Annotated in this window: 7 protein-coding genes and 1 pseudogene; 4 read left to right on the forward strand and 4 right to left on the reverse strand. The window is 63.2% G+C overall.

The window, feature by feature from the left end; genetic code table 11:
* Window positions 1-319: pseudogene (locus tag EOD15_RS25165) on the forward strand (penicillin-binding protein); the annotation flags it as partial.
* A 9-nt stretch (window positions 320-328) separates the two neighbouring features.
* On the opposite strand, the gene EOD15_RS25170 reads toward EOD15_RS25165, so the two are convergent.
* On the reverse strand, window positions 329-691 hold the full coding sequence (locus tag EOD15_RS25170; protein WP_027037737.1) for a nuclear transport factor 2 family protein: 363 nt from the start codon (window positions 689-691) through the stop codon (window positions 329-331).
* A gap of 164 nt (window positions 692-855) precedes the next feature.
* On the opposite strand from EOD15_RS25170, the gene EOD15_RS25175 reads away from it, so the two are divergent.
* Window positions 856-1608: an SDR family oxidoreductase gene (locus EOD15_RS25175; protein WP_023812510.1), complete on the forward strand. Its 753-nt coding sequence runs from the start codon at window positions 856-858 to the stop codon at window positions 1606-1608.
* 13 nt (window positions 1609-1621) lie between these two features.
* Here the strand turns inward: EOD15_RS25175 and EOD15_RS25180 are convergent, their stop codons facing one another.
* Window positions 1622-2542 carry a zinc-binding dehydrogenase gene (locus EOD15_RS25180; protein ID WP_127408945.1) on the reverse strand — a complete coding sequence of 307 codons (921 nt, stop codon included), beginning with the start codon at window positions 2540-2542 and terminating at the stop codon, window positions 1622-1624.
* A 117-nt stretch (window positions 2543-2659) separates the two neighbouring features.
* Between EOD15_RS25180 and EOD15_RS25185 the strand changes: the two genes are divergently transcribed.
* Window positions 2660-3469, forward strand: coding sequence for a helix-turn-helix transcriptional regulator (locus EOD15_RS25185; RefSeq protein WP_127319298.1), 810 nt, complete (start codon window positions 2660-2662; stop codon window positions 3467-3469).
* 71 nt (window positions 3470-3540) lie between these two features.
* Here the strand turns inward: EOD15_RS25185 and ybaL are convergent, their stop codons facing one another.
* Complete coding sequence (gene ybaL / locus EOD15_RS25190) at window positions 3541-5337, reverse strand: YbaL family putative K(+) efflux transporter (protein WP_127319296.1); 1797 nt, start codon at window positions 5335-5337, stop codon at window positions 3541-3543.
* 223 nt (window positions 5338-5560) lie between these two features.
* Window positions 5561-6010, reverse strand: a complete 450-nt coding sequence (locus tag EOD15_RS25195) for a host attachment family protein (RefSeq protein WP_127319294.1) — start codon at window positions 6008-6010, stop codon at window positions 5561-5563.
* Window positions 6011-6430: 420 nt separating this feature from the next.
* Between EOD15_RS25195 and EOD15_RS25200 the strand changes: the two genes are divergently transcribed.
* A partial coding sequence (locus EOD15_RS25200; RefSeq protein ID WP_281035579.1) for an NAD(P)-dependent oxidoreductase occupies window positions 6431-6854 on the forward strand: 424 nt, incomplete at its 3' end.

The raw sequence follows: 6854 nt of genomic DNA on the forward strand, positions 1-6854 counted from the left end.
GCCGGTGCGGCCGCTGCCCGGCACCTGGAAATCGACGCCGGCCGACACAATCGTCCCCGACGAGATACCCGCGGCGAACAACACGGCGCCGGTTCCGTCGACGTCGGTCGGTCAGCAGGCACCGGCGCGGCCAGCAGCGCCGGTTGCCCAAGCGCCGGTCCGCGCGGCCCGTCCCGCCCAAACCGTCGATGCCGACGGCCCCTCCATGCCGGAGGATGACGGCGCCACCGCGTCGATCAAGCACCCGGTGCCGCCAGGCGACGTCGGCGGTCCGCGCAAAAAGCGGCAGACCTCGATCCTCGACCTCCTTGGCGGCTGATCCGATCCGCTAATTCCGTGGCTTGGCGCTGCCCAACTTCTTGCTGTCAAAGGTCAGTTTGTCGCTGTGAATCTTGCCATCGCTGATGGTGAGGTGCTTGGCGCAGGAAAGCGCGCCGGACGACTTTGTCATCAAGTCATACATCAGCAGCGCCTGATGATCGTCTCCGAAGGCCGCGATCATGCGCACACCGGTCACATCCTGTGATAGTTTGGTCAGGCCCTCGAGATAGGGTTTCTTGCCGGTCGATTGCTGCATCGGCCCATCAAAGACGACGTCGTCGGCGACCAAGGATGCTGCCTTTTCGAGGTCGTGGCTTGTCCACGCCTTGGTGAAGGCGGTGGCTATGTCGAGGGGTGCTGTCTGTGTCATGGCTCTGTCCGATTGATTTGATCTGAAACCCCGCGCCCTGTCCTGCAACTCCCGAACCAACGGCGAGCCGGCTTCCCGGTTCCTCCTCTGAGGTGAATGGTGACATTTCGGCCTCTCGCCACCTCGGCGGCGTTCGGCTACATCTGCCGGCCGGAGACCTTGAAATGACTGAGCTCGACACCCGAAAGACCATCGTGCTGACCGGCGCCAGCCGCGGCATCGGCCACGCCACCGTCAAGCGTTTTTCGCGCGAGGGCTGGCGCGTCATCACCTGCTCCAGGCAGGCTTTCGCCGAGGATTGCCCGTGGCCGGCCGGGCCGGAAGACCATATCAAGGTCGATCTCGCCGATCAGGAGGATGTCGGCATCGCCGTCTCCGAAATCCGCCACCGGCTGGAAGCGCATGGCGGCCAGTTGCATGCGCTGGTCAACAATGCCGGCATTTCGCCGAAGCTCAAGGACGGCAACAGCCGCATGGATTCGATCGACACGCCGATGCATGTCTGGCGCGACGTGTTCCAGGTCAATTTCTTCGCGCCGATCATGCTGGCGCGCGGCCTGTTCAAGGAGCTGGCGGCGGCCAAGGGCTCGATCGTCAACGTAACCTCGATCGCGGGAACCCGCGTGCATCCCTTTGCCGGCACGGCCTATGCCACATCGAAGGCGGCGCTCGGCTCGCTGACGCGCGAGATGGCACATGATTTCGGCCCGCACGGCATCCGCGTCAATGCCATTGCGCCCGGCGAGATCGACACCGCGATCTTGTCGCCGGGCACTGACAAGATCGTCGAGACCATCCCTCTCAGGCGCCTTGGCACCACGGCCGAAGTCGCCGACATCATCTTCTTCCTGTGCTCGCAGCAGGCGTCCTATGTGACGGGCTCGGAAATTCACATCAATGGCGGCCAGCACGTGTGACAAAACAGGATGCTCATCCTGTTATGGTGAGAACGGCCTTGCCGCTGAAGCTGCGCTGTCGCAGCGCGTTCAGCGCTTGGGCGATGTCTGTCCATGGCACGGTCAAGGCCACGCGTGTTTCGAGCCGGCCGGCTGCGACCAGAGCGAGCAGCGAGGCGATGTCCTCGCCAATGCCTGGACCGGATGTGTAGTAGGCGAAGGTCTGAAGCCTCGCTCCTTCATGATCCGGAACGAACTGGCGGAACCCGACGGGCGTCAGTTCGCCGCTGCTCGAACCGAACATGACGATGGTCCCGCCAGGGGCGACGCGTTCGATCGCGCATGCGAGGCTTTGGCCGCCAACCGACTCGGTGATCAGCGAGAACGGTCCCTCGGCCAGATCGATCGCTTCGACAACCTGCCTGGCTCCGAGGCCGCGGAGATCCTCAGCGTGCCGGGCGGCGGCGACAGCGGTCACGAATCCGCCCTGATGGCGGGCGAGCTGGATCTGGAAACGACCGACCGCACCGCTTGCGCCGGTGATCAAGCCCTGCTGGCCGGCGAGGTCCCCGCCATGGCGTAGAGTCCTCAGCGCCGTCGTGCCCGCGACTGGCAACGTGGCGGCGGCGGCAAAGCTGACGTCATCGGGCAGGACGGCGAGACGGTCGGTCGGAACGGCGACACGTTGCGCCCATCCGGCTTGATCGACCAAAGCCGCGACGCGGGCACCAACGGCCGGCCCTGAGCCATCGGCTGCTGCCCGTTCGACGATCCCGGCGATGTCCTGGCCGGGTATCCAGCCGTTCGGACGTATGCTGAGCAGGCGCAGTTCGCCGCGGTTCAACGAGGTCGCGTGGACCGAGACAAGCGCCTCGTTCGAGGCCGGTTGAGGCTCGGCAAGCTCCGAGATGCTCAGTCCGGTCGCGCTGCCGGAGGAGATGACGAGGGCGAGCATGGTTCATACCTCTTGGCTGCGCGGCGGGCGCACCGCTCATTCGCAAATGTACCTTATCGACTTTTGCCTTTGAATAATTTAGATATGAAGGCAATTGATCGCTAAAAACCGTCAATCATGAAGCAGCCTCTCAGCTACCCCTGGCTCGATTTCGATGTGGATGACCTTTCCGCGCCTGCGATTGCCGTGCGCGTCGATATCCCAGAGACCAGAGCGGAGGTACCCTCCCATTGGCACCGCAAGGGCCAACTCGTTTTCGCGCTTGCAGGCGGCGTCACATGCCGCGTCCCAAGCGGTCTATGGATGGTGCCGCCGCATTGCGGGGTGTGGATCCCCGGCTGCATGGAGCACAGCAATGTCGCGACCGCCAACGCCCGGATTTTTTTCGTCTACATAGAGCCGGGAGCCGCCGACCTGCCGGAGCGGTGCTGCACGCTTTCGATCTCGCCACTGCTGCGCGAATTGATCATCGAGCTTTCCGATCGGCTGCAGGACGACGAGGCGAGGGGCGAGCTCCTGACCAAGATACTGCTCACCGAATTGCCACGCATGCCTGTCCAGCAATTGCACCTGCCGATCTCATCCGAGCCGCGCTTGAACAGGATCGCCGAAGCGTTGGCGCAAGACCCTGCCGACCGCAGTACGCTGGCGGACTGGGCCAAGCGCATGGCGCTCAGCGAGAGCAGTCTCGCCCGCCTTGTGACAAAGGAGACAGGTCTAAGTTTCGGGCGCTGGCGCCAGCAATTGCACTTGATCGTTGCAATTCGGGAACTGGCGTCCGGCAAGAGTGTCCAGCAAGTCTCGGGCGATCTCGGCTATGGTTCGGTCACGGCCTTCATCACCATGTTCAAGAAGGCGCTTGGGAAGCCGCCGGCCAAATACCTCAGTGGTATCGCGCAAAATGGCGGCTCTGCATTCGTGGCGTAATGCTCACTTGAAAGGCTGGTCGAGCCAATCAAGGTTGCTAGCGTGTGAGAATGCAGCTTGGGCTTTGGGACTCAGGCCACCGATGGCTCGGCGGTTTCGCGCCTCAACTCCGGTTTGGAACCGAGAACTTCTTCCACAATCCCGCGCGCAATCTCGCGTTCACCCATGATCACGGTATCGGCGCCCAAACCCTTGAGATGTTCGACCTCGGCATCCGAATGGGCCCGGGCGATAACGTTGATACCGGGATTAGCGGCGCGGGCTCGGAGCACGATCTGACCGGCTTCGAAGGCATTGGGGATGGCAAGGATCAGCCGGCTGGCGCCTTCGGGGTTGGCGGCGGCAAACACTTCGGCATTGGCCGCATTGCCGGCGACGGTCTCGATGCTGTCCGCTTTCAGCTTCGTCAGGGTCTTGTCGGCGTCCTCGATGACCAGGAAGGGCAGTGCCGCGTCTTTCAGCGCCGAGCCGACCAGGCCACCGACACGGCCGTAGCCGATGAGGATGGCATGGCCGGTGAGTGCCGTCTTTGGCGGCGGCCCGTCCTCCCTTTTCGCCGTTGCCGCGACAGAGGCTACCTGGCCCGGCTCCGTCGCCGGACCAACCGGTTTTGCTTCGACCGGCGGTGCCGTCCTGGCGGCGCGCCGTTCCAGCCACGGCTTCATCCAGTCGATGGCCAGGAACATCAGCGGGTTGAGGACGATCGACAGGATGGCGCCGGCCAGAATGAGGTCGCGACCTTGTTCGGGCAACAGTTTCAGCCCGACGCCGAGCTCGGCCAGGATGAAGGAGAATTCGCCGATCTGGGCAAGGCTTGCCGAAATCATCAATGCGGTGGCCAGGGGATAGCCGAAGGCAACGACGATGACGAACGCCGCCAGCGATTTGCCGATGACGATGATGGCCAGCGTCGCCAGGATCGGCCAGCCATTGCTGATCAGGCTGAACGGGTCGAACAGCATGCCGACCGAGACGAAGAACAACACGGAAAAGGCATCGCGCAGCGGCAAGGATTCTTCGGCGGCACGGTGACTGAGTTCGGATTCGCTCATGATCATGCCGGCGAAGAATGCGCCCAGCGCCAGTGAGACCCCAAACAGTTTGGCCGCGCCAAAGGCGACGCCGAGCGCTATGGCAAGCACCGCCAGCCGGAAGAGCTCGCGCGAGCCGGTGTGGGCGACATAGTGCAGGATCCAGGGGATGACCCGGCGGCCGACCACCAGCATGACGACGACGAAGGCGGCGACCTTGGCCAGCGTGATGCCGACGACGCCCCAGATGCCGTAGCTGGCCGGCAGCGACAGCAGCCCGCTTGCATGGGCGTCGGTCTGCTCCTGGCCGCCGAGCACGCCGGCCAGCGCCGGCAGCAGCACCAGCGCCAGCACCATGGCCAGGTCCTCGACGATCAGCCAGCCGACAGCGATGCGGCCGCGCTCGGTCTCAATCATCCGCCGCTCTTGCAGAGCGCGCAGCAGCACGACTGTCGAGGCGACCGATAGTGCCAGGCCGAACACCAGTCCCGCGCCCATCGACCAGCCGAGCATCCACGACAACCCGGCACCGAGTGCGGTGGCAAAGCCGATCTGGACGACGGCGCCCGGCACGGCTATGGCGCGCACCGACAGAAGATCCTTCAATGAGAAGTGCAACCCGACGCCGAACATCAGGAGGATGACGCCGATTTCGGCCAGTTCGTTGGCAAGGCCGGCATCGGCGACGAAGCCAGGCGTGTTCGGCCCGACCAGCACGCCGGCTACGAGATAACCGACCAGCGGCGGGATACGGAAGCGGTTGGCGAGAGCCCCGAAGACGAAAGCCAGCCCCAGACCGGCGACGATGGTGGCGATAAGGGGCGTGTCATGCGGCATCGTCTATGGAGCGCCTTTCAAAAACAGCGATGTTGGATGAGCGCCGCCCAAAGCCGCCGCCTGTTTTGCAATATGGTGGATGGTATGTCGGCGATGCAACCCGCGAATCCGTGAAATCGACGGCGCTGCCGCAAAAATTTGACCGGCAGCTGAGAAGCTGCCGGCCGGATCGGAATTTGTGCGGTGCTATTCGTCTCGATCCGTCAGGGCCGATCGACAATGATCAGCCTGCCCGCAGCAGGGCCTCGATTTCCGGTATGGCATGGTTGGTCAATGTCTTGGGAATTTCGGCGGTCACCTTGTCCTCCACCTCCTTGTGCAGCTTTTTGCGCATTGTCCCAAGCACCACTGGCGGTGCGACGAGCACGATCTCGTTGAATTCGCCGTCATGCGCGAGCTTGTAGAGCCGGGCGGCGATTTCATCGGCGAAACGCTCCTTGCCGATGCGGTGCCAGTCCGTATCCTCGACTGCGCTGCGGTGTACGGAGGGACCATCATTGTACCGGCCCGGGCTGTCGCTGCCTTGCTCGCGGGTGGGCGGGTTGTCCTGCTTTATTTCCTGCACCACCTCGAGATTCGGGTATTTGTTGTCGCCGGCGTTCCTGAGGAAAAGCGCCTTCTCGCCATCGGCCACCATGACCCAGGTACCGTGCTTGAGTATGATTGTGTTCATGATGACAGGCTCCTTTTCAGCCGCGTGGTGGCCTTTCGTGGCGTTCCGCAGCCGGGGTTTCGATCCGATATGACAGGCCTTTTGAGAACGCGCCCCGAGCCACTAATGTTCCAGGCGGCAGCCGTGTCGGCGTTGAACATTCTGGCTGTCCAGAGTTCGCGGCTTTAATCTACTAATTTGGTAGAATTTAGAAAAAACAGTTTTGCGGCTTTTCTCCCCGGGCGCTAAAAGACCCGGAAAACAAGGCCTGCGACAGCAGCTTGAATCCGCTCCATCTGCAAACGAGAAATATTTTTCTCTTGGCCGGGATGCTTTCAGAAAAGCAATTGCATCCCGACAAGGGATGCGCGAGTGCGTTCCTTCTGGTTTCTCGCGCCCGCGCGTAGAACTGCAAGCTCATTCAGGATTCCGCTCGCGTCCATGTCGCACACTGCTCCCAAGCTCAGCGCCTTCCCCGTGTTCATGCGGGTCGAGGGCGAAGCCGTGGCCATCGTTGGCGGCGGCGAAGAGGCACTGGCCAAGGCGCGGCTGATCGGACAGTCGAGCGCGGTCCTGCGGATCATCGCGGAACACGCCGAGCCCGACCTGCTCGCCTTCATCGCCCAGGCCGGCGCGAGCCATTTTGCCGCCGCTTACGACGCATCGCAGCTCGAAGGCGCGATCATGGTGTTTGCCGCCAGCGGCGACGAGGAACTCGACCGTCGGGTGGCTGCGGATGCGCGCCGCCTAGGCATTCCGGTCAATGCCGTCGATCGGCCTGAGCTTTGCGATTTCTTCACCCCGGCGCTGGTCAACCGCGCGCCGGTCGCCATCGCCATCGGCACCGAAGGTGCAGGCCCGGTGC

This window comes from Mesorhizobium sp. M7A.T.Ca.US.000.02.2.1 (assembly GCF_003996995.1).
Taxonomy (GTDB): Bacteria; Pseudomonadota; Alphaproteobacteria; order Rhizobiales; family Rhizobiaceae; genus Mesorhizobium.

Bases quoted from the DNA above. Each gene is read 5' to 3' on its own strand.
- EOD15_RS25170 (WP_027037737.1), bottom strand. From the start codon at position 691: ATGACACAGACAGCACCCCTCGACATAGCCACCGCCTTCACCAAGGCG.
- EOD15_RS25175 (WP_023812510.1), top strand. From the start codon at position 856: ATGACTGAGCTCGACACCCGAAAGACCATCGTGCTGACCGGCGCCAGC.
- EOD15_RS25180 (WP_127408945.1), bottom strand. From the start codon at position 2,542: ATGCTCGCCCTCGTCATCTCCTCCGGCAGCGCGACCGGACTGAGCATC.
- EOD15_RS25185 (WP_127319298.1), top strand. From the start codon at position 2,660: ATGAAGCAGCCTCTCAGCTACCCCTGGCTCGATTTCGATGTGGATGAC.
- ybaL (WP_127319296.1), bottom strand. From the start codon at position 5,337: ATGCCGCATGACACGCCCCTTATCGCCACCATCGTCGCCGGTCTGGGG.
- EOD15_RS25195 (WP_127319294.1), bottom strand. From the start codon at position 6,010: ATGAACACAATCATACTCAAGCACGGTACCTGGGTCATGGTGGCCGAT.